Annotated in this window: 23 protein-coding genes; 16 read left to right on the top strand and 7 right to left on the bottom strand. The window is 64.5% G+C overall.

Annotated features, from left to right (window positions below; genetic code table 11):
- Nucleotides 1–9 precede the first annotated feature (9 nt).
- Nucleotides 10–1401 carry an outer membrane protein assembly factor BamB family protein gene (locus SH602x_RS00790; RefSeq protein WP_479474998.1) on the top strand — a complete coding sequence of 464 codons (1392 nt, stop codon included), beginning with the start codon at nt 10–12 and terminating at the stop codon, nt 1399–1401.
- A 29-nt stretch (nt 1402–1430) separates the two neighbouring features.
- On the opposite strand, the gene SH602x_RS00785 is transcribed toward SH602x_RS00790, so the two are convergent.
- Nucleotides 1431–2789 (bottom strand): metal-dependent hydrolase family protein, encoded by a 1359-nt coding sequence (locus SH602x_RS00785; protein WP_479474997.1) that lies wholly within the window; start codon nt 2787–2789, stop codon nt 1431–1433.
- A 106-nt stretch (nt 2790–2895) separates the two neighbouring features.
- On the bottom strand, nt 2896–3741 hold the full coding sequence (locus SH602x_RS00780) for a hypothetical protein (RefSeq protein WP_479474996.1): 846 nt from the start codon (nt 3739–3741) through the stop codon (nt 2896–2898).
- A 285-nt stretch (nt 3742–4026) separates the two neighbouring features.
- Here SH602x_RS00780 and SH602x_RS00775 point away from each other — a divergent pair, with 285 nt between their 5' ends.
- Together SH602x_RS00775 and SH602x_RS00770 are read left to right on the top strand one after the other, a co-directional pair.
- Nucleotides 4027–5895, top strand: coding sequence for a bifunctional metallophosphatase/5'-nucleotidase (locus SH602x_RS00775; RefSeq protein WP_479474995.1), 1869 nt, complete (start codon nt 4027–4029; stop codon nt 5893–5895).
- A gap of 146 nt (nt 5896–6041) precedes the next feature.
- Nucleotides 6042–6653, top strand: a complete 612-nt coding sequence (locus tag SH602x_RS00770; protein ID WP_479474994.1) for a hypothetical protein — start codon at nt 6042–6044, stop codon at nt 6651–6653.
- A gap of 21 nt (nt 6654–6674) precedes the next feature.
- Here SH602x_RS00770 and SH602x_RS00765 read toward each other — a convergent pair whose 3' ends face one another.
- Nucleotides 6675–7037 carry a DUF2237 family protein gene (locus SH602x_RS00765; protein ID WP_479470345.1) on the bottom strand — a complete coding sequence of 121 codons (363 nt, stop codon included), beginning with the start codon at nt 7035–7037 and terminating at the stop codon, nt 6675–6677.
- A 211-nt stretch (nt 7038–7248) separates the two neighbouring features.
- Nucleotides 7249–7974, bottom strand: a complete 726-nt coding sequence (locus SH602x_RS00760) for a class I SAM-dependent methyltransferase (RefSeq protein ID WP_479474993.1) — start codon at nt 7972–7974, stop codon at nt 7249–7251.
- Between the two features lie 257 nt (nt 7975–8231).
- Between SH602x_RS00760 and SH602x_RS00755 the strand changes: the two genes are divergently transcribed.
- The 12 genes from SH602x_RS00755 (at nt 8232) to SH602x_RS00700 (ending at nt 17226) form a co-directional block, all read left to right on the top strand.
- Nucleotides 8232–9386 (top strand): DNA topoisomerase IV subunit A, encoded by a 1155-nt coding sequence (locus SH602x_RS00755; RefSeq protein ID WP_479474992.1) that lies wholly within the window; start codon nt 8232–8234, stop codon nt 9384–9386.
- Nucleotides 9387–9467: 81 nt separating this feature from the next.
- On the top strand, nt 9468–10016 hold the full coding sequence (locus tag SH602x_RS00750) for a transposase (protein WP_479474991.1): 549 nt from the start codon (nt 9468–9470) through the stop codon (nt 10014–10016).
- 133 nt (nt 10017–10149) lie between these two features.
- Nucleotides 10150–10350, top strand: coding sequence for a CsbD family protein (locus tag SH602x_RS00745; RefSeq protein WP_479474990.1), 201 nt, complete (start codon nt 10150–10152; stop codon nt 10348–10350).
- Nucleotides 10351–10714: 364 nt separating this feature from the next.
- Entirely contained in the window at nt 10715–11587 is an 873-nt protein-coding gene (locus tag SH602x_RS00740; protein WP_479470351.1) for an MlaE family ABC transporter permease, read from the top strand.
- The gene (locus tag SH602x_RS00735) at nt 11584–12453 is read left to right on the top strand and encodes an ABC transporter ATP-binding protein (RefSeq protein WP_479474989.1); all 870 of its coding nucleotides are present in this window, start codon (nt 11584–11586) and stop codon (nt 12451–12453) included. Before SH602x_RS00740 ends, SH602x_RS00735 begins: the two co-directional genes overlap by 4 nt.
- Before the next feature lie 130 nt (nt 12454–12583).
- Nucleotides 12584–13876 (top strand): MlaD family protein, encoded by a 1293-nt coding sequence (locus tag SH602x_RS00730; protein ID WP_479474988.1) that lies wholly within the window; start codon nt 12584–12586, stop codon nt 13874–13876.
- 53 nt (nt 13877–13929) lie between these two features.
- The gene (locus tag SH602x_RS00725; protein WP_479474987.1) at nt 13930–14295 is read left to right on the top strand and encodes a hypothetical protein; all 366 of its coding nucleotides are present in this window, start codon (nt 13930–13932) and stop codon (nt 14293–14295) included.
- 160 nt (nt 14296–14455) lie between these two features.
- The gene (locus SH602x_RS00720) at nt 14456–14914 is read left to right on the top strand and encodes a hypothetical protein (protein WP_479474986.1); all 459 of its coding nucleotides are present in this window, start codon (nt 14456–14458) and stop codon (nt 14912–14914) included.
- Between the two features lie 97 nt (nt 14915–15011).
- Complete coding sequence (locus SH602x_RS00715; protein ID WP_479474985.1) at nt 15012–15413, top strand: DUF3592 domain-containing protein; 402 nt, start codon at nt 15012–15014, stop codon at nt 15411–15413.
- 63 nt (nt 15414–15476) lie between these two features.
- Nucleotides 15477–16013 (top strand): DUF1801 domain-containing protein, encoded by a 537-nt coding sequence (locus SH602x_RS00710; RefSeq protein WP_479474984.1) that lies wholly within the window; start codon nt 15477–15479, stop codon nt 16011–16013.
- Nucleotides 16014–16096: 83 nt separating this feature from the next.
- Nucleotides 16097–16711: a hypothetical protein gene (locus tag SH602x_RS00705; RefSeq protein WP_479474983.1), complete on the top strand. Its 615-nt coding sequence runs from the start codon at nt 16097–16099 to the stop codon at nt 16709–16711.
- Between the two features lie 47 nt (nt 16712–16758).
- A complete protein-coding gene (locus tag SH602x_RS00700; RefSeq protein WP_479474982.1) occupies nt 16759–17226 on the top strand; it encodes a DUF1801 domain-containing protein in 468 nt (155 codons plus the stop codon).
- Nucleotides 17227–17275: 49 nt separating this feature from the next.
- On the opposite strand, the gene SH602x_RS00695 is transcribed toward SH602x_RS00700, so the two are convergent.
- Genes SH602x_RS00695 through SH602x_RS00685 form a run of 3 tightly spaced genes read right to left on the bottom strand, consistent with a single transcriptional unit; the run spans nt 17276 to nt 19107 of the window.
- Entirely contained in the window at nt 17276–17629 is a 354-nt protein-coding gene (locus tag SH602x_RS00695; RefSeq protein ID WP_479474981.1) for a hypothetical protein, read from the bottom strand.
- Nucleotides 17619–18053, bottom strand: coding sequence for a hypothetical protein (locus SH602x_RS00690; RefSeq protein WP_479474980.1), 435 nt, complete (start codon nt 18051–18053; stop codon nt 17619–17621). The genes SH602x_RS00695 and SH602x_RS00690 overlap by 11 nt, the downstream gene beginning before the upstream one ends.
- The gene (locus tag SH602x_RS00685) at nt 18043–19107 is read right to left on the bottom strand and encodes a DUF1559 family PulG-like putative transporter (RefSeq protein ID WP_479474979.1); all 1065 of its coding nucleotides are present in this window, start codon (nt 19105–19107) and stop codon (nt 18043–18045) included. Before SH602x_RS00685 ends, SH602x_RS00690 begins: the two co-directional genes overlap by 11 nt.
- Before the next feature lie 192 nt (nt 19108–19299).
- Between SH602x_RS00685 and mntR the strand changes: the two genes are divergently transcribed.
- Nucleotides 19300–19734 carry a manganese-binding transcriptional regulator MntR gene (gene mntR, locus SH602x_RS00680; protein ID WP_479474978.1) on the top strand — a complete coding sequence of 145 codons (435 nt, stop codon included), beginning with the start codon at nt 19300–19302 and terminating at the stop codon, nt 19732–19734.
- Nucleotides 19735–19896: the final 162 nt, after the last annotated feature.

Here is a 19896-nt window from a genome sequence, read left to right as displayed (position 1 = left end):
ACTCAGACGATGCAGGTCGACGGACGAACAGGACGGCGGGCGCTGGTCGGCATTTTCCTCTTCGGCGCTTACGCGACGCCGTTCGCCTACGGCGAGGAAAGAAACCAGTTCCGCGGGCCGGAAGGAAACGGCATCTATGCCGGGGCGAGCCTGCCGACTGAATGGGCTGAGGCGACGGAGGGAGAAGTCGCGAACGCGAAGAACGTCGCCTGGAAGGCCAGCATCGAGGGGACCGGCTGGTCGAGCCCGATCGTCGCGCAGGGCAAGGTCTTCGTCACGTCCGCCTACGCGGAAGGCCAGTCGAAGCCGAAGGACATGTCGGCGGGAGCGACCGACTTGCGATCGATGGGCCTGTTCGGTTCCCCCAAGCCGCCGAAGGCAGTCTTCCAGTTCCAGTTGACGTGCCTCGATCTGGCGACCGGCGAGAAGGTCTGGTCGAAGGTCGTCGCCGAACAGGCGCCGGCCATCCCGACGCACCCTTCCAATACCTTCGCTACTGAATCGCCCGCCGTTCAGGGCGAGCGCGTTTTCGTCTTCTTCGGCGCGGCAGGCATACTCGCGGCTTACGACCTGGCGGGCGAAGTGCTCTGGAGGAAGGAGTTTCCGCCGCAGCCGATGAGTTCGGGCTTCGGCACGGGAAGCTCCCTGGCCGTCGACGACGAACGGCTCTACCTGCAGCGCGACAACGAGAAGGAGGCGACGCTCTCCGCGATCGATCTGCAGTCGGGCGAGATCCTCTGGACCGCGAATCGCAAGGCCGGTTCTTCGTGGGCGACGCCGCTCGTTTGGAAGAACTCGCAGCGAACGGAGATCGTCGCCAGCGGCATCGGCGGAGCGACCGCCCACGATCCCGCGACCGGCGAAGAATTGTGGAAGTTCAGCGAGCTTCCTTCCTCGGCCAGCGCCTCGCCGGTCGCCTCGGGCGACCTCGTCTTCTTCGGCACGAGCGGCCCCTTCTCGAACAGCCCGCTCATCGCCGTCCGGGCGGGAGCGAAAGGAGACATCTCGCTCGCCGCCGGGGAGAAGTCGAACGAGTTCGTCGCCTGGAAGAAGAACGGGTCGGGCCTGAGCATGGCCTCGCCGATCGCGACGGGCGGAGTCATCTACCTGGGCGAGAACGGCCTCGTGCGAGCGCTCGACGTCGAGACAGGCGAGGAGCTGTTCGCCGAGCGATTCGAGAAGGCGAAGACGTTCGCCGCCTCCCCATGGGCGTCCGGCGACAAACTCTTCTTCCTGGACGAGGCGGGAACGACCCACGTCCTGAAGGCGAGCCGCACGTTCGAGCCGCTCGGAACGTCGTCGCTGCCGGAGACCGTCTGGTCGACCCCCTCCGCGTCGGGCGATTCGCTGCTGATCCGCGGCGTCGATTCGATCTACTGCCTCCGTAGTTCGGCGGAATAGAGCGCGTGCAGTCGCAGGAGAACTTGGGCTCAACGCTTCAGATTCTTGTAGATCTTGCCGTCCTTCATGATGACGAGCAGGTTTCTTTCCGGGTCGGAGAGCAGGGCGAGATCTTCGAGCGGGTCGCCGTCGATGAGCAGCAGATCGGCTAGCGCTCCTTCTTCGACGACCCCGAGTTTGCCGGGATAGGGATTCCGTTTGCCGGAGAGCGCCAGCAGTTCGGCGTTCATCCCCGTCGCCATGACGAGGGCTTCTTCCGGCTCGTACCAGCGCAGCAGACTGACGAGCAGTTGCCCCTGTCGCGACGCGAGCGCGGGCGAAAAGATGATGTCCGTTCCCCAGGCCGTCTTGAGATGGTGCTTTCGCGCCAGGCGATAGGCCACGTCCATGCCGGCGAAGACTTCCGCAGCCTTGGCGCGCTGCTGCGATCCGGGCGGGAACGCCAGAGCGAGCTCTTCGGGAAGGGGCTGAATGCTCAGCCAGATACCTTCGTCGGCCATCCGCCGGGCGGTGGCGTCATCCATCAGGTGACCATGTTCGATGCACTTCACGCCCGCGTCGATCGAGCGTTCGATCGACTCGGACGTGTAGGCGTGAACCGTGACGAACGTGCCCCAGTTCTCCGCAGCTTCGACCGCGGCTCGCAGCTCTTCTAACGTGAACGTCGTCGCGTCGAGCGGACTGTGAGGCGACGATACGCCGCCCCCGGCGGTGAGCTTGATCTGCGAGGCGCCGAGCATCAGTTGTTCGCGCACGCGCAGCCGGACTTCGTCGGGACTGTCGGCGACCGCGCTCCCGCCGGTCAGTTCCATCCGCGTGCGAGCGCTTCCGAGCGTCCTGGGCAGATCGAACGGCTGACGAAAGTCGCCGTGCCCGCTGGTGACGGTGATGACCGCGCCGGAGGGATAGATGCGGGGCCCGGGAACGATCCCCTGATCGATCGCCTGCTTGAGTCCGAAGGAGGGGCCGCCCAGATCGCGAACCGTGGTGAACCCCCGCATCAGCGTCGCGGTCGCCTCCGCTCCGGCGACGAGATTCGCGTAGCCCACGTCCCAACTGAGAGCTTGAGCCGGCGTCGGACGCACGAGCATCGTATGCCAGTGGGCGTCGATCAGCCCCGGCATGAGCACGCGTCCGTCGGCTGCGATGACGAGCGCTCCTTCCGGAGACGGAAGGTCCGCTCCGATCTTCTCGATCTTGTTCTCGACGACCAGAACGGAGGTCCGATCGCTTAGACGGTCGGACTTGCCGTCGAAGATGCGGACGTCCTTGAACAGAACCGACGACTTCGGTCGCTGCTCCTCGCCGGCAGATTGTGCGTTCGCGACATCCGCGGCGCTGACGACCGTCAGCAGCGTAGCGACGACGAATCCGATTCGAGCGGACATACGGCGGCTTTCTAAAGAGAAGCTGGCGGTCGCGATCGTCCCGTTTCTACATCGCGATCGGATCCATCATCCTCCAGCGGAGCGCCCGCTGCGAGCGAACGAAGCCTCACTCCCGCGGCAGCCTGACGCCGTCCTTCGGAAACAGCTTCTCCAGGTCGATGGCGCCGGCGCGCTGCTCTTCTTCCATCATCTTGATGCGGGTTTCGAGCTGCGAGAGCTTGGCCTGCAGGCCCATCAGGCTAGCGGCGTCGTCCAGCCGGGGGAGGTTCCGCGGAACCGTCGGATAGCCGAGATGCCGCTGCAGCGCGGCGAACAGGTAGAGCGCTTCCTTCTTGCGGTTGGCCAGCGCGATGCGACCCTCTTTCTCGGTGAAGAGGATCGCGTGCGGCGCCTCGTCTTCGCTCAGCCGCTTCCGCGTCAGGTAGTGCTGGCTGCGAACGAAGATCATGTCGGCCAGGTCGAGCAGCCCCAGATTGTGCCGGACCTCCGCGATCCATTTCTGTCGCTCAGGCGCGTACCACGGATCGGTCGCCATCGCCCCGATCCCTTTGTCGTAGCTCAGGCGATTCCGGCAGAGGCACTCGAAGCAGTACAGGAAAACCGCCGTCTGCGAGGCGTCGTCCGCCCGCATCTGGGCGTCGAACCGCAGGATCTCCAGCGCCAGCCGCATGTCGAAGCGTCCGCGTTCGTTCTCCGCCTCGTCGATCAGGTAGGCCTGGAACGGGGTGAAGTAATGGCTGATCCGCTTCATGCCGGAGGCCAGCGCGCCGGTGTGCCGGAGTTCCGTCAGCAGGAAGTCGAGCGCCATCGGGAACTTGGTCGTGGCGAGCGATTCTTCCTTGAGATCCGCCAGCACGCGCTGCAAAGGCTCCCGCTCCTCGATCCGCTCGCGCAGCGTCCGGAAGGCGTAGGCCTGCTCGACGTATTCCTCGCGATCCAGGCGATTCGACAAGAGAGCTTCTGTCAGAAGAAGTAGAGGAGGGACTGCGGACTTCATGCTAGGCCGGCGAGGCTGACCGGGCGAGCGGGGGAGGCGGATCTCGCGGCGACTTCGTTCGCCGAACCTTCGCGGAAGGTTCCCCAAAACAGAACGCAACCTCAATCTAAGACGACCGAGTCGTCGGCTAGAACGCTCGCTTCTTACCTCGCGGTAGATCTCAGCCGCGTGACTCGAACGAACTCCGCATGGAGAAACGGAATGCGAGCGGATCTCTCTAGCTTCCTGCGCTGCGCTGGCTTGCTCGCCTTCGCGACGGCCCTGGCATTTCCGGCAGGGTCGACAATCTACGCGAAGGAGAAGGCCCCGAAGGACAAGACTCCGACGGTCGACTTCACGCTGACGATCCTGCACAACAACGACGGCGAATCGCAGCTTCTTCCGACGCCGATTTCGGCCCTGGACGCCCGGTCCGTCGGCGGCGTCGCCCGTTTCGCGGGGCTGGTCGAAGAATTGAAGGCCGAGGCGATCGCTCCCGAGACGGACTGCGACTGCGATCGCTTCGTCGCGTTCCCGCCGCTGCAGCGACTTTGCGAACTACTGGAGTTCCTCAAAGCTCTCTTCGCCGAGAAGCGCGGCGTCGTGATGATCTCCTCGGGCGATAACTTTCTTGCCGGGCCGCAGTTCCGCGCCAGTCTGCAGACGGGCGTGCCGTTCTACGACTCGCTCGCGCTTTCTCTGATCGGGTACGACGCGATCGCGATCGGAAACCACGAGTTCGACTTCGGACCCGACGTGCTGGCCGACTTCATCGTCGGAATCATGCCGGAGGTTCCGTTCCTGTCGGCGAACCTCGACGTCAGCGGCGAACCTCGCCTGGCCGATCTGGTCGACGACGGGATCGTCGCCAGGAGCATCGTGATCGTCGAGCGGGGCGAGCGCATCGGCATCGTCGGCGCCACCACGCCGCGCCTGGCGTCGATCTCCAGCCCCCGCAACGTCGAAGTGATCGAGGATGTCGCCGGCGCGATCCAGCGCGAGGTCGATCGCCTTCGCAGGCGGGGGGTGAACAAGATCGTCCTCACCAGCCACCTCCAGAGCGTCGAAGAAGATCTCGCCCTGATCCCGATGCTCCGGGGCGTCGACGTCGCCATCGCTGGCGGCGGCGACGAGCTTCTGGCGAACGCCGACGACCTGCTCATCCCGGGCGACGCGGCCCAGCGTCCTTACCCGATCGAAGCTACCGACGCGGAAGGGACGACCGTCCCGGTCATCACCACCGCCGGTTCGTACCGATACGTCGGGCGGCTGGTCGTCGACTTCGACAAGAAGGGTAACCTCCTCGCGGTCGGCGAACAAAGCGGACCCGTCCGCGTCGTCGGGCCCGACTTCCCGGATGCGGCGACTCCCAACCAGGTGGTCGTCGACGAAGTGGAAACGCCGGTCGCGGCCGCGGTCGCTCAGCAGGCGCAGACGATCGTCGCGACGACGCAGGTCGCTCTCGAAGGTCGTCGCCCGGACATCCGCGTCGTCGAGACGAACCTCGGCAACCTGATCGCCGACGCGTTCCTGTGGCAGGCACGACAGCTCGCCCCCGCCTTCGGCGTTCCCGCGCCGCAGGTCGCCCTGCAGAACGGCGGCGGCATCCGTAACAACAGCCTGATTCAGCCGAGCGATCTGTCGGCGCTCGACACGTTCAACATCCTGCCGTTCCCGAACTTCCTCTCCGTCGTGCCGGGCGTGAGCCGCGATCGCTTTAAGGAACTGCTCGAAAACTCCGTCTCGCGAGTGAACGCCGTCGACGGTCGCTTCGCCCAGATCGCCGGCTTCGAATTCGAATGGGATCCGGCTCGACCGGCCCAAGTCCGCGACACCGCGGGCAACCTGCTGGTCGCCGGCGAGCGAGTACGAAACGTCGTTCTCGACGACGGCACGCCGCTCGTGCAGGACGGCGTCGTCGTGCCGGGCGCCGACATCGTCCTGGCGACGAACGACTTCTCGGCCCGCGGAGGCGACCAGTGGCCGCTGGCGGACCTCCCCCTCACCACGCTGGGCGTGACCTACCTCGACGCGCTGGAAAACTATCTCCGCGGCCCGCTCGCCGGCGTCGTCACGGAAGCGGATTATCCCGCGGACGGAGAAGGTCGCATCGTACGCACGGCCCCGTAGCGGCTTCGCACGAACGCCTGTTCTCACGATAACGACGGCCCGCGAGTCATTCCCTCGCGGGCCGTCTTTTTGTTTGCGGTCCGATCCGCGATAGGTCACGATCGACGAGAGATCCCTTTCGCGGTCAACGTTTGCGAGATAGAGCCATGTCGATTCTTGAACGTCGTCGATCGGCGGCGGTCTACGTCGCGGGACTCGTCAGCGGTCTCTCGCTGGCGGCGCTGCTGGGAATGCGGCCTTGGGAAACGCCGGCGACCGCTCAGGCACAAGCCCAGGTGCAGGCCCAAGCTCCGGCTCAGGGCGATTCGGCGCTCGCGGCGAAGGTCGCCGCGCTGCAGACCAACGTCAACTACCTGAGGAACCGGATCGACAACTCCAAGGAGCGGATCGTCGCGGTCGAAGAGATCCTGGAAGACGTGCTGCTGGGCGACGTGCCGGCGGGCGAAGCGAAGAACGCCGACACGCTCGACGACCTCGATTCGACCGCGTTCCAGCTCGTCCTCTCCGCCGGCGAGGGAATCGAAATCGAGGATCAGGAGATCCGCGTCGACTTCGCCGCGTTCGACGAGAAGTACCTGTCGAAGAAGGGCGGTACGGTCGGCCCGCTGACCGTCGAAGGCGATCTGACGGTCGACGGCATGCTGATCCTGGGGAGCTTTACCGGCTATCCCGAGGCGCCGAAAGCGGGGACCGTGATCTTCAACACCGAGAGCCGGCGGGCGGAGCTTTACGACGGGTCGAACTGGCGCCCGCTGTGAACCTTCGCCGGGTCGAGAGCGCTACGCCTTCACGGCGTGTGCCTGGAGGTCTTCGAGTTCGACGAATTCGAGCGTGCTGATGTGCGTCGCTTCGAGCACGACCTGCGGCGCGCAGCCGGAGAGCAGGGCCTCCTTCCACCGCAGGACGCACAGGCACCAGCGGTCGCCCTCCTTCAGGCCGGGAAAGCGATAGGCGGGAATCGGCGTCGAAAGATCGTTCCCCCGCGACCGGCTGAAGGCGAGGAAATCGTCGGTCATGACGGTGCAGACCAGGTGCAGCCCGGCGTCCTCCGCGCCCGTGTTGCAGCATCCGTCGCGATAGAACCCGGTCAGCGGATCCTCGCTGCAGGTTTTCAGATCGCCGCCGAGCACGTTCTTCGCCATGAGTCGCTTCCGGAGGAGACGCCGCAAAACTACGGCGTTCGTCGTTTATCCCTTCGGCTAGCGGGGGACGGAAGTCCCCCGAGCCCGGTTCGCGGACGCCAGACCGCGAACGCGTTCGCGTAACGCTGGACGTTCGATCGTCGCTTCGCTCGATCGACGAACTCGGGGGACTTCCGTCCCCCGCTAGCCGATCGATGTCGAGAAGTTCTCGTCATGCACGCTTCACCGCCCGCACCAGTCGCATGCCGGGGAGCGACCGGTCGAGGCCCTCGGCATGTTCGTAAACGTCGAAGCCGATCCGTTCCAGCGTCTGCCGCACGCCGGGAAGCAGGAACTGCAAATAAAACATCACGAACGGCGGACGGACGATCGCGTTGCGGACATGCATCACGCCGTTGAACGTCCTGGCGATCCAGTAGCGTAGCGTCAGCGCCGACGGTGCGTAGCCGGTCGCCAGCATCAGCGTCCCGCCCGGACGCAAAATGCGATGGACCTCCGTCAGGAACAGGGTCTCTTCGTTCTTCAGGAAGTGGCCCAGCGCTCCGAACGTCACGGCCAGGTCGAACGATTCCGCCGCGAAGGCCGTCTTTCGGGCGTCGCCGCGGACCAGCAGCGTCGGCGGCGCGTCCGGATGCTCGCTCTCCCGCAGATGCTCGGCAGCCTTCGCCAGCATGCCGCTGGAAAGATCGATGCCGACCGCCAGTTCCCGGACGCAGGGCCGAATCAGCGACAGCGCCGCTCCCGTTCCGCAGCAGAGGTCGACCGCCCGATCGAACGAACGCCCCTCCAGATGGGGCAGCATGGCCCGCAGGGCCCAATCGGGCGTGCGGAACGGGGTGTAATCGAATTTCGGCGCCAGCAGATCGTAACCCTGCTCCGTCGACGACAGCGCCTGCCGGCAAAGCTCGAGAAACGTGGGGCCGCGGGGATGGAACATGCTGGGGATCGACGCCGTTTTTGCGGCGCGGCACGCGGTCCGTGACGACTTCAGGCGGCGGTTCGCGGCGACCTTGCAAAGATTTCCGGTCGCGGGGAAAGTAGGGGCGCCCGGCGAAGGCGATTCGCTCGCCGGCGCCGATGAACAAGTTTAACGCACCGGCGACGAGCTTCTGAGCGGAGGGCGTAAGCCCTCCAAGTCTTCGCCGTCGCCGCCCGATAATCTGCCTGCAAAGAATCAGCCCGAAAGGATTTCGCTTGGCCAAGAAGAAGAAAGCGTCGGCTGCCGACGACGAACCCGCGACGCCGGTCCAGCTGAAGGAGAAGGACAGGAAGACGCTGGCGAAACTGGAGAGCCTGGCGGAACAGGTCGTTAAACAGGTCGAGACGAAGAAAGACCCGCATCTCGACATCCCCAGCCGGGCCCTGTCGAACGTGAAGTTCGTCAAGACCCGCGGCATCCTCGAAATGGGGAGCAACACCAACCGGCGGCAGCTCTTCAACCTGTCGCAGGCGAAGAGCTACATGCAGACCATGATGGTCAGCATGGGGTGCAGCAAGCTGATTCAGAGCGACAAGTCCTCCAGCCTCCGAGGACTGTACTACATGCTCAAGCACACCATCGACAGCACCAAGGAAGAGACCTTCAACGATCAGCAGGAAAGCGACGTCATCATCGAAGACGTCGAGGTCCTGCTGAACGCGCTCCGCGAAGAGTTGCACCTGTACGCGGAGAATCGCGGATCGATGGTCGGGCCGATCGTGATCTCCGACATGGGGGACACGATCGATTGCAGCCGCATGGGCTCAGGCGGCTACAGCATCCCCAGCATCTGCGAACCGGAGCGGATTCAATTCCTCTCCTGCGACGCGAAGTTCATCCTGCATGTCGAAAAGGGCACCGTCTGGCAACGCTTCAACGAGGACAAGTTCTGGAAGAAGCACAACTGCCTGCTGACGCACGGCGCGGGTCAGCCTCCCCGCGGCGTACGGCGGATGCTCTATCGCCTGCACCATGAACTGAAGCTGCCGATCTACTGCGTACTCGATAACGACCCCTGGGGTTATTACATCTACAGCGTCATCAAGCAGGGCTCGATCAACCTGGCGTTCGAATCGTCGCGGATGGCGATCCCCGAGGCCAAGTTCGTCGGCCTGCGCAGCTTCGACCTGGAGCGCTGCGAACTGTCGCCCAGCGTGAAGATCAAGCTCAACGACAACGACAGGAAGCGGGCGAAGCAGATCCTGAAGTACCCCTGGTTCGCCGGCAAGCCGAAGTGGAAGAAAGAGATCGACAAGATGCTGACCAACGACTTCAAGCTGGAAGTCGAATCGCTGATCTCGAAGGACATTTCCTACGTGACGGAGACGTACGTCCCCGAGCGGCTCGCGGAACAGGACTGGCTGGATTGAGGGAGGGGGCAGGTTCTTGGGCCGTCGCAGTCTTTCACCTGAGCGGGGGATGTAAATCCCCCGAGACGGGACGCTCGAGCGATGTTGCGTTACTGGCTCCTCACCTGGACGACCTACGGGTCTTGGCTCCCGGGCGATGCTCGCGGTTCGGTGACGCGGATTCGTGAAGGCACGGGCGGGCCTCGAGTCGAGCACGATCTTTTCGAGACGCCGTACACGCCTGCAGTTCCGGGTCTCGCTTCGTCCAGCGCGGAGCGTCTGAGGAGAGGGCCGATTCGGTTGACCCGCGAACAGGCGATCGTCGTCGCCGGGCAGTTGCAGGAGGTCGCGAATCATCGCGGCTGGAATCTGCTTGCCGGCTCCGTCATGGCGAATCACGTGCATCTTGTCGTCGCCGCGGACGAGCAGATTCCTTCCTTCAAACTCCTGAAATCGTTCAAGAGCTACGCGTCGCGAGCGTTGAACGAGCGATGGGAGCGGCCGGCAAGCGATACCTGGTGGACCGAGTCCGGATCGCGGCGTCCGCTTCGAGGCGAAAGGGCGATCGAGGCGGCGTGCGAGTACACGCGGTCGCAGGCGTTCGTTCTGGCGCAATGTGAGCTAGCTGACGAGGCAGGCTCGGGGGATTGACATCCCCCGCTCAGAACATACTCCACCGCCCCCATCTCCCGGCGCGCCCTTTGCACCATGATTCCTCCGTACGAAACGGCAAGGCCGGGGAAGGGCGACGAACCTTCTGGCCCCCCCAATAAGGAGGAATGCCATGAACTGGGATCAAGTAGCCGGGAACTGGAAGCAATTCAAAGGACACGTCAAGCAGCAGTGGGGAAAACTGACCGACGACGATCTGCAACAGGTCGACGGCAAACGCGAGGAGCTCGTCGGACGGATCCAGGAACGCTACGGCTACGAAAAAGACCAGGCCGAACGCGAACTGGATAGCTTCTTCACGACGAAGCAATGACGTGAGGCAGCGACGCGACGATACCGGCGCTTCAGCGCTGGCGCTTCCTTCGAGCCGGCCCGCATCTGACCGCGCGGGCGAAGCTCGGGAGGCATCATCAACCTCCCAGACCACAGGAGGCGGAATCAGCGATCGAACGCACATCTCGAAGTTGGCCAACCTGGCCGCTCGTTGACCGGGGGAAAACGCGATTCCGACGCGAATCGCCTCTTCTCCCGGTTTTTCTTTGCAGTTCCCGAACGAAAGGGACGATAGGGGGCGGTCGAGGGACCGGACGATCCGCTCCCGCCTGAGCTCCGCTGCGTACAGTTCTCAGCGCCGAACGGGTGTCTTCCGACCGCGCTCCCTGCGAACGGCGATTTCGATGGCGTCTCCTTCCGCCGCTCCTGGCCGCCAGGACCAGCCGCCGCGCTTGAGCACGGTGGTCAGCGACTGGCTGGCCGAGTGGGGCCGCGTCGTCATCGAGACGGTGGTCGGTCTCGGCGAGTGGATGATCTTCACGATCAGCGTCTTCCGCTGGCTGCTGCTCCGCTTTCCCAGGTGGGAGACGCTGTTCCCGAACTTCTACCAGGTCGGCGTCAACAGCCTGCCGGTGGTCGCGCTCACGGGTTCGTTCATCGGCATGGTGCTGGCCGTTCAAAGCTATTACCAGTTCCGCCAGCTCCATCTGGAGACGCACCTCGGGGCGGTCATCAACCTGACGCTGGTTCGCGAACTGGGACCGGTGCTCGCCGCGACGATGCTGGCCGGACGCGTCGGAAGCGCCATCGCCGCGGAACTCGGAACGATGCGGGTGACCGAGCAGATCGACGCGCTCGGCAGCATGGGCGTGAACCCGATCCATTACCTGGTCGTGCCCCGGTTCCTCGCCTGCCTGCTGCTGATCCCGACGCTCACCATCATGGCCGACTTCATGGGCGTCGTCGGCGGTTACTTCTACAGCGTGGTGATTCTCGAAATCGACAAACACCACTACTGGGACAACACCAAGAACTTCGTCGGCGTGTTCGACCTGTTCGTCGGCGTCTTCAAGAGCCTGTTCTTCGGCGCCGCGATCGCCCTGGTCAGTTGTCATCGCGGGTTTCACTGTCAGCCGGGCGCCGAAGGCGTAGGCCGCGCCGCGACGGCGGCGTTCGTGAACTCCTTCGTGCTGATCCTCGCGCTCGACCTGATTCTGGGGATCGTGCTCGACGGCATCTACTACACCCTCTGGCCGGAAGGGACGACGCTCCTATGACCCCCTCCGACCGCTCGCATCAGGAAACCGAACGCTTCGACCGGGAGCCGCGGGGCGCCGACGTCGCGCCGGCCGCGCCTCCGGTCCTCGAGACGCGAAAGCTCCATATCGAATTCGCTCGTCAGCCCGTGCTGCGCGAGATCTCGCTGAAGATCCCGCGGGGACAGACGCTGGCCGTGATCGGCGAAAGCGGCTGCGGCAAGACCGTGCTGATGAAGGCGCTGATCGCGCTCGTTCGCCCGACGCGGGGGCAGGTGCTGTTCGACGGCCACGACCTGACCAAGCTCTCGGACCGGGAACTGGCCGACCTGCGGCTGCGGTACGGGTTCGTCTTCCAGAACGCCGCGCTCTTCGACAGCATGACCATCGGCCAGAACGTGGCGTTCCCGCTCAGGCAGCGCGCCGGCTTCGACCGGAAGGAAGGCCGCCGGGCGGTGATCGAACGCCTGCATCAGGTCGGCCTGAGCGAGAACGTCCTGTCCAAGAAGCCCGCGGAACTCTCGGGCGGCATGCGGAAACGCGTGGGTCTCGCCCGGGCGCTGATTCTCAAGCCGGACGTGCTGCTCTACGACGAGCCGACCACCGGCCTCGACCCGATCATGAGCGACGTGATCAACGAACTGATCCTGGCGACCCGCCGCCAGATGCCGGTCACCAGCGTCGTCGTCACGCACGACATGCACAGCGCCCGGAAGGTTGCCGACCGGGTGGTGATGCTCTACCCGCTCTCCCGGCTCGATCCGGAAGAACCGCAGGTCCTCTACGACGGTCCTCCCGAAGGTCTGGAAGATCACCCCGACTCGCGCGTACGGCAGTTCGTCCGCGGCGAAGCGGGCGAGCGCCTGCGGGAGTTGGCAGCGACGTAGTTCTCCAGGCGAGCGGAGGGCGTAAGCCCTCCGTGTCCCCCTGATCTTGTTGCACGACAGAGTCTGAACCGAAGAGCACGGAGGGCTTACGCCCTCTGCTCGCCTGATACTCGATCGGTAAGCCCGTCCCATGGACGAGAGAGTCATACAGTTCCGCGTCGGCGTCGTGGTGATCGCAGCCATCTGCATCACCGTGATCCTCGTCGGTCTGTTCGGTCTCGGCTTTCGCCGACAGTACACCCTGAATATGCAGGTCGCGCAGGCGCCGGGCGTCTCGGTCGATACGCCGGTCCGCAAGAACGGCGTTCTGATCGGGCGCGTCTCGTCGGTCGATCTGCTCGACGAGGGAGGCGTGCTGCTCACGCTGAAGATCGACGCCGAACGGAAGATTCGCAAAGGCGAGGTGCCGGTCATCAGCACGGCTTCGCTCTTCGGCGACGCGATCATCGAATTCGTTCCGTCCCAACAGCGCGAGACGGCTCTTTACGAAGACGGCGAAGTCATCACCACCGGCATCGTTCGACGCAATCCGATGGAGGCGCTGGAACTGGCGGTCGAGCTGGAGGACCAGGTTCGCGAAACGCTCAGTTCGGTGCAGCAGGCGGGCGACGCCGTGCGCGAGCTGAGCGAGACCTTCACCGCCCAGGAAGGTCAGGAGATGCGCGGCAACCTGTCGAGCGCGATGCGACGCTTCGAATCCGCCGCGACCGAGATCGAGACGACCGCCGCCGAGGTCCGGACCGCCGCGAACAACTTCAACCGCGTCATCACGACGAACGAACGCGACGTCGAGACGCTGCTCGACAACGCGAACCTGGCCGTGAACGACTTCCGCCGGACGATGGCGTCGGTCGATTCGTTCTTCACGAACGTCGACGAGTTCGTTTCCGACCCGGAACTGCGGGCCGAACTGAAGCGGGCGATCGCCGCGCTTCCGCCGCTGATCGACGAAGCCGCGCGCACCATGCAGACGGCCCAGACGACGCTGCGGAGTTTCGAACAGGTCTCGGCCTCGGCAGCGCGGAACCTGCGGAACATCGAAGGCCTGACGCGTCCTCTTGGCGAGAACGGGCCCGAACTGGTCGAGGCGCTGCGCGGCGCGATTCTGAATCTGGACCTCGCGCTGGCCGAAACGAATCGCTTCGTCGGCGCGTTGGGGCGCGGCGAGGGGACCGTCGGCAAGCTGCTCTACGACGAAGAGCTGGCGATCAAGATCACCCAGACCGTCGACAACATCGAGGACGTTTCGCGTCGCCTGCGTCCGATCATGGAGGACGTGCGGATCTTCACCGACAAGATCGCCCGCGATCCCAGGCAGCTCGGCGTGAAGGGGGCGCTCGACCAGACCCCGTCCGGTCAGGGCTCCAAGCATGGCCTGCCGACCGCCGAGAAGCCCTTCTACAACGAAGGCTTCTACCGGTAGAATCGTAGCGATGCTGCCCTTCTGCGATTGAACGAGCCGGTAGGATCCATCAAATGAAGCGTTTGAAATGGATCGTCGCGGGCGCCGCTCTTGCGGTTCTTGCGACCCTATTGGTTCTAGCTGCCGGCATGTCCTTACGCAGAGCCGCTGCTCACAACTCGTTCTACGTCGTCGTCAACAAAGATTCACGCGACGGCGAGCTTTATCTTACGAAGGTGGGCGACCGGGACGGCTGGCGAACCCTTGCCAGCGCCGTGTGCTCGGAAAGCTATCTGACAGACGAATATGAGCACACACGGCAAGTTGAAGTACTCGCGCTTCAAGAGGTTCTCTATGGATCAGGCATTTCCACCGCACAGTTGCGCGACGCGGTTCGAGAGGGAGCCAAATATTACGAGCGCGACAGCGAGAAACGCTGAATCGGGCAGTACTTGATCGAAATCTTACGGAATGCGGCGAGGCCTGAAGACCTCTGCCTCGCGCAGACAGCCAACGCGGCACGGGCACTTCGGGCGGCGCCGGTCGCCCCGAACTATACTGGCGGGCGTCGTTTCGATCCCTCGCTCGCTGGTTCCCGCTATGGTCGGTCTCGCTTCTCCGACTCGCTTCCGTTCGCGACTCACGGTCGTGGCGTTCGTCCTCGCGGCGCTCTTCGCTGCCTTCGGCTCGGCCCCGACGGCGCAGGCCCAGTCGCCCGGGATGTACGAAGCGTACGTCCGATCGTACGAGGCGTACCAGCTCGCCGAGCGGATCTGGATCCGGAAGTACGACGTCGACGTCGACGACAGTTACGGCTACGCCCGGCTCTATACGTACTACGGCTTCTACGCAGCCTACTACGGCTACGTGTACGACGCGCCGAACTACTTCATCGACTGCTTCTGGCTGCAGTACTACGCCGCGCTGGAGTACTACGACGAGGCCTTCACCGGTCGCCGCGTCGTCTGGCCCGACAAGCAGGTCCGCAAGGCCTACGAGAAGGCCTACCTCGCCGCGCAGCTCAGCTACTCGGTGATTCTGGACCGGCTGGGGCGGTAGCGTCTTCTGACGTCGCTTCGCAGAAGCGTCCCTTCCATGACGGTCGGCCCAATCGGCTGAGTCGGGTCGTTCGCCCGTATCGCTCAGGGACGGCCCGATGTTTCTGGCAATCGCGTTCGGACTCACGGGCGCCCTGTCGCTGGGCCTCGGGCTGTTCCTGTTCTTCAGGAATCGTCGTCATCTCCCGTACTTTTCCGAGGTCGGCGAGGGCGTCGTTTCGGGGTTCACGGAGCCGGACGACGAAGGGTTCGTCCGCCCCTTCGTCCGCTTCGTCCATGGCACGGCGGAGGTCACCATCGCCGGGGACGTCGGCTCGAATCCACCAGGCTACCGGCTCGGCCAGAGAGTGCCGGTTCGTTATCCTCCCGGGAAGCCGCGTCGAGCTATCATCGCGGACTTCAGGCATCTCTATCTGTTCGAGGTTTCGTTAATCGTGTTCGGGACCGCGGGCATCGGCGCGGCGTTCGTGCTCCTTTATTTGCTGTTCACGATTCGCTGAACGTCGGTTCGTAGAGGAGAGCGCCATCTTCGCCCGCCCTAGCGTCGGTTCAGGAGAATAGCGATGGTCGATAAAACGTCCGGTAAGGCGACTAATAAATCAACCGGAAAGAAGGTCGCGAAGAAGGCGCCCGCGAAGCGAGCGGCGAAAGCGAACCTGCCGAAGCAGACGCCGACGAAATCACCGGCCAGGGCAGGGGAGCCGGTCCTGCTCTCGGGCGGCAATCCGCAGATCGCCAAGGGCTACGGCGACGAGCCGGTGCAGGCTTATATCGCCGCCATGCCGGACTGGAAGCAGGAGGTCGGACGCCGCCTCGACGCTCTGATCGCGCAAGCCGTCCCCGGCGTGAACAAGGCGGTCAAGTGGAACTCGCCGCTGTACGGCGTCGAGGAGGGAACCTGGTTCCTCGGCATCCACGTCTTCGCCAAGTACGTGAAGGTCGCCTTCTTCCGCGGCGCCTCGCTCGTCCCGCTTCCGCCCGTCGAGTCCAAGCAGAAGGACGTGCGTTACTTTCATATCCACGAGGGCGACGAACTCGACGAAGCGCAGTTCGTTGACTGGGTCAAGCAAGCGAGCCGGTTGCCGGGGGAGAAGATGTGAGCAGGGCAGCGACGTTCATGGCTCGACGGGGTGACGGTAATGTCCGCCCCTGATGCGCGACCGAAGTACAGGACCCTCAGAAGATGCCTGCGCCTTTCGACCCACACGACAGCAAGAACTGGATCGGCGGGTACTACGAAGCAGGAGTGGTGGTGGGCAGCACGACCTCTCCCTACGCCGACGAAAGGCTCCTAACGGCGATCAGGCGCCTCTGGTCGAGTCCCGCGCTCGACGTTTCATCCGTCGGCAGTCTGGCTGATTGGAGCTGGACGGATTCGCCTGACGTGGACGCGTTCGCTTTGGGCGACCTTCACAGTATCTACGGCGTCTTCGAACATGAAACGATTGGGCCGCTGCCATTCACTTCCGGCTTCGTGAGGGAAGAGGACCCAGACGGAGACGACTGGCTATATGCCGGCGTCCCGCTTGGCGGGTTAGAGCAGAGCGACGGATTCCCTGCCGGCGACGCCGACCACTCGGCGGCAGCGCGCTCGTGGCGCGAACCGCTAGAACGATCGCTGGCGGAACTGGTTCTCGGCATTTGCGAAGTCGTTCCGATCGATATCGCGGCCATCGGTTGGGAGATCGCCGGCAACATCGATCGCGCCCAGGCCTCCTCTACGAACGAGCTGCGACGTGTCGGTTACGTCTGTAGAGAGTCGACTGGATATCGCTTTTTGCCTACGACGATTTGGTGACGCTCTTTCTCGCAAGCCGCCGAGTAGAGAGCAGTCGAGAAACGAGAATGAAGAAAAAGCGCATCTCGAAGCACGACGAGAGCGAAGCCTCTCCCTCTCGACTGATCGATGCTCGAAGCGCCGAACCGCACGATTGGCGGAGCGAGACGCTTGCCCGGGTGAGGACGCTCATCCAGCAGGCCGTCCCTGACGTCGTCGAGGAAGCTAAGTGGAGGAAGCCGTCGAACCCGGGCGGCGTTCCGGTCTGGTCGCAGGGCGGCATCCTCTGCACGGGCGAGACGTATAAGAACTACGTCAAGCTGACCTTCGCGAAGGGGGCGTCGCTGCCCGATCCTGCCGGACTGTTCAACGCCAGCCTCGACGGCAATACCCGCAGGGCGATCGATCTGCATCAGGGGGATGCGATCGACGAAGCGGCGTTCCAGGCCCTGATCCGCGCAGCCGTCGACCTGAACGCGTCGGCTGCGAAGGCCGCTCCTTCGGGCCGCGCTCCGAAGAAGCCGAAGACGGCGTGAAGCGCTTCGAGGTCGCCCGGATCGAAGGCAACGACCGGTAAGGCCGTCGCTACCCGCCGTTCTGGGCGTCGAGCAGCGAACGGGCGTCGGCCTCCGCGCCTTGCCAGTCGCCGGCCTCCGCGCGGTCGAGGATCGCCTGGAGCAGGGCGCGCTCCGCCTCGACGATCTCCCCCTTGGCGAAACGCTGGTCGACGATCTCGCGGGCCTTGGGGATCTGCGACGGATCGCGACGGTTGGCGAGCGTATCGACGGCCTGCGCCAGCCGCAGCGCCGGCTCGCTCACCCGCGGATAGCCGCAGCCGACCGTTCCGAGAAGGACGACGCTGGCGAGCGTCGCGGCGACGACCAGCGACCGGACGCGAAGCGAGGGGGCGCTTGCGGAGCGAACAGCGTCAGCGATCATCGACCGATCCTCCTTCGACGACTCGATCCGCCGGGGGATCCTTCACCACGCAGCAGGAACATTTCGCGTTCAACGGCCGATCGCCGCCGTTCTGAGCGTGAAGCAACGACCGGGCATTCGCCTCGGCGCCCTGCCAGTCGCCCCCCTCCGCGCGGTCGAGGATCGCCTGGAGCAGGGCGCGTTCCGATTCGACGATCTCCCCTTCGGCGAAACGCAGGTCGACGAGCTCGCGAGCCCTGTCGATTTGCGTCAGGTCGCGACGGTTGGCGACCGTATCGATCGCCTGCGCCAGGCGCAGCGCCGGTTCGCTCACCCGCGGATAGCCGCAGCCGACGATCGACGTCGCGAAGAGCAGGACCAGGGCGCCGACCCCGAGGACCAGCCGATGGCGAAACTGCGGAGCGAGGACTGATTCAATACTCACCGACGGGCTCCCCTTCGCTCATGCTGCACAGGGCCGCGAACGTGTCGCGATTGACCATCTCCGACACGAACCGGACCGACCCGTCGCCCAGCAGGATGTTGCCGCCCGCCGCGTGATCTGCCTGCATCTGGCAGACGTGCAGGGTGGGATAGTTGACCGGGTGGATGATCGGATTACCGAGCTGATCGACCTCGCCGCCCGCCGGACCGCTATGACACAGGACCAGCGTGGCCGCGGACTCGGGCGCATTGTCGGGCGAAGCGATGCGGGGGATCGTGAAGGCCCCCGGCACGACGCCGACCCAGGTCTTGTCGGAAAGGGTCGACGTATGCTCGCCCAGGAAAATCGTGTTGGAGAGACCGTCGGTAACCTTCGCGAAGTTCGTCTTGGAATTGCGAAAGAAGGGTCCGTCGGCGACCTTCGCAGCGTCGCCGTTCAGTCCGCCGGAGGGACCGCCCCCTTCGCCCCAGCACTCCTCCTGACCGTGACTGGCGACGTAGTGACTGCGGGCAAGCGTCACCTGTCCGCCGCTCGTCGAAACGGGCGCGCCCGACGCGTCTGACGCGACGAACGATCCGCTCGGTCCGGCGGAGCTGGGGCAGAGGAAGACCGAAAGCTCCTGCGCGATCAGCGGTCGGTAAGCGGTCGCCCAGAGGGGCTGCTGAAGATCGATCTGGTCGGCAAGCGGATTCTGTTCGAGGAACGGCAGAAGCTGCGCGCCCCAGCCCCAGCCCGGTTCCGCGTCCCAGGTCGTCCCGTCATGTTCGACCGAGCTGATCGAGGCGTAGTTGGAGTAGGATAAGAACCCCGCCGGAAGGCGCTTGTACGTGTCGTGGTGGTTGTGGAGGGCGAGCCCCATCTGCTTCAGATTGTTCTGGCACTGCATCCGGTTGGCCGACTCGCGTGCCGCCTGGACCGCAGGCAGGAGGAGCGCGACGAGAACGCCGATGATCGCGATGACCACCAGCAACTCGACGAGCGTGAAACCCTTTCGCGCGTCGCCTCGTCGGAAATTCCGAACGTCGCAAGCTGAGCCGTCGCTGAGTCCGAACATGGAAGCGCCTCACGAAATCATCGGCGGACGGGAATTGTAGCCCATGCTACATCGGCGATTGTAGCGTCGGCTACATTCACGTCAACCAATTCGACGATTAGCTCCGCATGAAGTTTTTTCGCGGCCCGGTTCGCGACTGTCTCCTCTATCTCGCCTCCTGATCTCTTCATCGCCCCGCGCTTGCTCGAATCGATGACTGAACGACAGACGCCCGATCCGCACGAGCGGACGCGACGCGATCATGCCTCCGAGACGGCCGAAGATTACGTCGAGGCGATCGACGATCTGCTCGCCGCGGAGGGAAGCTGCCGCGTCACCGATCTGGCGAAGCGCTTCGGCGTGAGTCACGTCACCGTCACGCGGACGGTCGCCCGGCTGCAGCGCGACGGCCTGGCGGAGACGGTGCCTTACGGCCCCATCGGCCTGACCGAGGAGGGCCGGACGCTTGCCCGGAACGCGCGGGAACGTCATCGGGCGGTCGTGGAATTTCTCGTCGCGCTCGGCGTCTCGGCTGCCCAGGCGCAGATCGACGCCGAGGGAATCGAGCATCACGTCAGCGACGAAACGCTCGCCGCGATGGCACGGTTCGTCGAGAAGGAAGAAGCGTCGCGTGAACGGAAGAAGTAGGCGGGCAAACGTACTCTCGCCTGCTCCTTCGGGTGGCACTGGCTCCGCCAGTGGGACTCCCGGTACAGATCATCCATTGTCGCCGGCTCCTGTTCCGCTTCAGCGCTGGCAGTGCCATCCGAAGGAGCGAAGACTTCAGGGCAACGACACGCGCGAGTCGGT

This window comes from Lignipirellula cremea, from assembly GCF_056501455.1.
The sequence above is the reverse complement of the archived record's forward strand: the minus strand, read 5'-3'. Positions and strand labels throughout refer to the sequence as shown.

Bases quoted from the DNA above. Each gene is read 5' to 3' on its own strand.
- SH602x_RS00770 (WP_479474994.1), top strand. From the start codon at position 6,042: ATGTCGATTCTTGAACGTCGTCGATCGGCGGCGGTCTACGTCGCGGGA.
- SH602x_RS00715 (WP_479474985.1), top strand. From the start codon at position 15,012: ATGTTTCTGGCAATCGCGTTCGGACTCACGGGCGCCCTGTCGCTGGGC.
- SH602x_RS00760 (WP_479474993.1), bottom strand. From the start codon at position 7,974: ATGTTCCATCCCCGCGGCCCCACGTTTCTCGAGCTTTGCCGGCAGGCG.
- mntR (WP_479474978.1), top strand. From the start codon at position 19,300: ATGACTGAACGACAGACGCCCGATCCGCACGAGCGGACGCGACGCGAT.
- SH602x_RS00745 (WP_479474990.1), top strand. From the start codon at position 10,150: ATGAACTGGGATCAAGTAGCCGGGAACTGGAAGCAATTCAAAGGACAC.
- SH602x_RS00725 (WP_479474987.1), top strand. From the start codon at position 13,930: ATGAAGCGTTTGAAATGGATCGTCGCGGGCGCCGCTCTTGCGGTTCTT.
- SH602x_RS00740 (WP_479470351.1), top strand. From the start codon at position 10,715: ATGGCGTCTCCTTCCGCCGCTCCTGGCCGCCAGGACCAGCCGCCGCGC.
- SH602x_RS00700 (WP_479474982.1), top strand. From the start codon at position 16,759: ATGAAGAAAAAGCGCATCTCGAAGCACGACGAGAGCGAAGCCTCTCCC.
- SH602x_RS00730 (WP_479474988.1), top strand. From the start codon at position 12,584: ATGGACGAGAGAGTCATACAGTTCCGCGTCGGCGTCGTGGTGATCGCA.
- SH602x_RS00710 (WP_479474984.1), top strand. From the start codon at position 15,477: ATGGTCGATAAAACGTCCGGTAAGGCGACTAATAAATCAACCGGAAAG.
- SH602x_RS00765 (WP_479470345.1), bottom strand. From the start codon at position 7,037: ATGGCGAAGAACGTGCTCGGCGGCGATCTGAAAACCTGCAGCGAGGAT.
- SH602x_RS00735 (WP_479474989.1), top strand. From the start codon at position 11,584: ATGACCCCCTCCGACCGCTCGCATCAGGAAACCGAACGCTTCGACCGG.
- SH602x_RS00720 (WP_479474986.1), top strand. From the start codon at position 14,456: ATGGTCGGTCTCGCTTCTCCGACTCGCTTCCGTTCGCGACTCACGGTC.
- SH602x_RS00705 (WP_479474983.1), top strand. From the start codon at position 16,097: ATGCCTGCGCCTTTCGACCCACACGACAGCAAGAACTGGATCGGCGGG.
- SH602x_RS00695 (WP_479474981.1), bottom strand. From the start codon at position 17,629: ATGATCGCTGACGCTGTTCGCTCCGCAAGCGCCCCCTCGCTTCGCGTC.
- SH602x_RS00750 (WP_479474991.1), top strand. From the start codon at position 9,468: ATGTTGCGTTACTGGCTCCTCACCTGGACGACCTACGGGTCTTGGCTC.
- SH602x_RS00785 (WP_479474997.1), bottom strand. From the start codon at position 2,789: ATGTCCGCTCGAATCGGATTCGTCGTCGCTACGCTGCTGACGGTCGTC.
- SH602x_RS00685 (WP_479474979.1), bottom strand. From the start codon at position 19,107: ATGTTCGGACTCAGCGACGGCTCAGCTTGCGACGTTCGGAATTTCCGA.
- SH602x_RS00790 (WP_479474998.1), top strand. From the start codon at position 10: ATGCAGGTCGACGGACGAACAGGACGGCGGGCGCTGGTCGGCATTTTC.